This is a genomic window from Pseudomonas sp., assembly GCF_050739995.1.
Lineage (GTDB): Bacteria > Pseudomonadota > Gammaproteobacteria > Pseudomonadales > Pseudomonadaceae > Aquipseudomonas.
This window is the reverse complement of the sequence record NZ_JBOICG010000236.1, coordinates 1-3,173: the sequence shown is the minus strand read 5'-3', so window position 1 is coordinate 3,173 and position 3,173 is coordinate 1. Positions and strand designations below refer to the sequence as shown.

Here is a 3,173-nt window from a genome sequence, read left to right as displayed (position 1 = left end):
TCGGCGGCGCCATCGGCACCGGCCTGTTCCTGGGCTCGGCCGGGGTGCTCAAATCCGCCGGCCCGTCGAAGATCCTGGGCTATGCCATTTGCGGCTTCATCGCCTTCATGATCATGCGCCAGCTCGGCGAAATGATCGTCGAAGAGCCGGTCGCCGGTTCCTTCAGCCACTTTGCCCACAAGTACTGGGGCGGTTTCGCCGGCTTCCTGTCGGGCTGGAACTGCTGGATCTTGTACATTCTGGTGGGCATGTCCGAGCTGACGGCTGTGGGCAAATATGTGCACTACTGGTGGCCGGAGATCCCGACCTGGGTCTCGGCGGCGGCGTTCTTCGTGCTGATCAACTTGATCAACCTGGCTAACGTCAAAGTCTTTGGCGAAGCCGAGTTTTGGTTCGCCATCATCAAGGTCGTGGCCATCGTCGGCATGATCGCCCTGGGCAGCTACCTGCTGGTCAGCGGCAGCGGCGGCCCACAGGCCTCGGTCAGCAACCTGTGGGATCACGGCGGCTTTTTCCCCAACGGTGTCAGCGGTCTGGTGATGGCCATGGCGATCATCATGTTCTCCTTCGGCGGGCTGGAAATGCTCGGTTTTACCGCCGCCGAAGCCGACCAGCCACGTACCGTGATCCCCAAGGCGATCAATCAGGTGATCTACCGCATCCTGATTTTCTACATCGGCGCCCTGGTGGTGCTGTTGTCGCTGACACCGTGGGACAGCCTGCTGGCGACCCTCAATGCCTCAGGCGATGCCTACAGCGGCAGCCCGTTCGTGCAGGTGTTCTCGATGCTGGGTAGCAACACCGCTGCGCATATCCTCAACTTCGTGGTGTTGACCGCAGCACTGTCGGTGTACAACAGCGGCACCTACTGCAACAGCCGGATGCTGCTGGGCATGGCCGAGCAGGGCGATGCGCCACGGGCCTTGGCGAAAATCGACAAGCGCGGTGTGCCGGTGCGTTCGATCCTTGCCTCGGCGGCGATCACCTTGGTCGCTGTACTGATGAACTACCTGATCCCGCAGCATGCCTTGGAGCTGTTGATGTCGCTGGTGGTGGCCACATTGGTGATCAACTGGGCGATGATCAGCTATTCCCACTTCAAGTTCCGCCAGCACATGAACCGCACCGGCCAGGTGCCGTTGTTCAAGGCGCTGTGGTATCCGTACGGCAACTACATCTGCCTGGCGTTCGTGGCGTTTATCCTGGTGATCATGCTGATGATTCCGGGCATCCAGGTCTCGGTGTATGCGATTCCGGTATGGGTGGCGTTTATGGCGGTGTGTTACTGGTTCAAGAACAAACGCAGGGCGCAAGCGACCTTGAACACAGTGGGGACGGTTTTGAAGTAGGACGCTTCCCGAAATCAGAAAACCCGGCGCTGTGCCGGGTTTTTTGTGGGCGTTGACGGGTTAGACTCGCGCCTCGTTTCAATCTGTAACTTGGCTGGAGGTCCCATGCAGCACACCGATATCGATGGCGGCAGTTTGCAGCGTGATGAACTGCAAGACCTGATCGACCGGCACAATGGGCCGTTACGCCTGATAGGCGTCGACTTGAGCGGAGCTGATCTGTCGCGAATGGTTCTGGACCATTGGGTGTTCGAACGTTGCATCCTGGCGCAGGTGTCTTTCCTCGGCTCGCGCCTGGAAGGCACGCGATGGAAGAGTTGCCGTGCCGGCCAAGCCGTCTTCGAGGCGGCGAACCTGTTGGAGGCGCAGTTCAGCAGTTGTGACCTGAATAACACCCGTTGGCAGCGCAGCAAATTGTCCCAGGCAAGTTTTGAACATTGCAAGCTGACCGGCGCTAACTTTACCCACTGTGCCTCCCTGGGGTTGAACTTCAGTGAAACCTTATTGAACAGCGCGTTTTTGTCCGGCTTGTCGTTTGCCCGCACCGTGCTCAATAACCTTGATTTCTCCGACAGTGACTTGTCGGACGCCGACTTCCGCAAAGCTGAATTGATTGATTGCAGCCTCGCACATGCTCGTATCAACGGCGCCAATTTTGCCGGGGCGGACCTGCGCGGTGCAGATTTGAGTGGGTTTCGCCTCAATGATGCCAAATTGTTCAAGGGCGCCGTGATTTCCAAAACCCAAGCGTCAATGCTGCTGTCCGAGTTGGGCTTGTCCGTTGCCTGATTACGCGACTTGTTACAGTCGACATCCCCTTGCCGGGAACTCTATGTGGTGACCTCCCAATAATTTAGATATCGGTTTTTAACCATGTCTGAATATACGAGGCTACGTATGCGCGATCTGACGTCTACCAGCAGGCAACCTTTCAACCTGCCCTTTGAGCTCGCTCCGGCTTTTGATACCGGCCGTGACCCTATGAAGCATGCAGACCAGGAGAACTTGGCAATCACCCCGCACACCGGAGTCTCCATAGCGGGGAAAAATTATTCTCCCTCTGAAAAGGATTTCTTGGTCAACGCTTTCGTCAAAGATACGTTGCAAAACTCCAACTATGAGAACAAAGGCAGCCTTGAGCGCCGGGCCAAGAATTTTTTCAAACATATAGAGTCCGAGATGGCCATTGGCATGGGCGTTGAGAAGGATCTACAACGCGACGACTCTCCGGCATCACAACTGTCATCGCATATGGCACACCTTGTTCGCGGCCTATGGACTCATTCAAAAAGTGATCCTGCGTTCCGCGAAGCGCTGCACAAGGAATTGCTGGCGCCGAGCAATGATCCCGGCAATGTTCTATTGGCGGGCGAGGGCAAGGGGGGTCTGTACTTGGGCATGAAAAATCTGCACGCCATGCTGGTTCGCGGTGAGCAGGGACCATTGACCCGTGAGCATGCGCAGCAAGGTGCAGAAATGGCATTTGGCATCAAGGCGATTGCCGAGGCACTCAAAGAGCATGACCCGATGCTCAGTGACGTCGAGACTTACACCGTTAAGCATCGCGTGGGGTCGAACCGGGTTGTGGATGGTGTGAAGACCCATCATTTCACCAGCCTTCATGGCACGGATTTGCGCAACGATCTGGGCACTAAGGTGCGCGATGAGCTTGGCGTGCCCGTCATGTTGGGTACTTCGGGTGGCGCATCGGATGTCGCCTCGACCATTCGGCATGCGGCCCAGTCACAAAGCCAATCAATGTGGCCAAGTGGGATGGATGAAAAAAGCGGTCGGGAAGCCTTGATGGGGTTGGTGTTCCATTTG

At 56.9% G+C, this 3,173-nt stretch carries 3 protein-coding genes; all 3 read left to right on the top strand.

The annotated features are described in order from the left end of the window. The coding region (locus tag ACRESD_RS08020) for an amino acid permease (RefSeq protein ID WP_431750432.1) at nt 1–1,349 on the top strand (1,349 nt) is incomplete at its 5' end. Nucleotides 1,350–1,454: 105 nt separating this feature from the next. After that, entirely contained in the window at nt 1,455–2,138 is a 684-nt protein-coding gene (locus ACRESD_RS08015; RefSeq protein WP_431750431.1) for a pentapeptide repeat-containing protein, read from the top strand. A gap of 108 nt (nt 2,139–2,246) precedes the next feature. After that, a partial coding sequence (locus ACRESD_RS08010; RefSeq protein ID WP_431750430.1) for a hypothetical protein occupies nt 2,247–3,173 on the top strand: 927 nt, incomplete at its 3' end.

Bases quoted from the DNA above. Each gene is read 5' to 3' on its own strand.
- ACRESD_RS08015 (WP_431750431.1), top strand. From the start codon at position 1,455: ATGCAGCACACCGATATCGATGGCGGCAGTTTGCAGCGTGATGAACTG.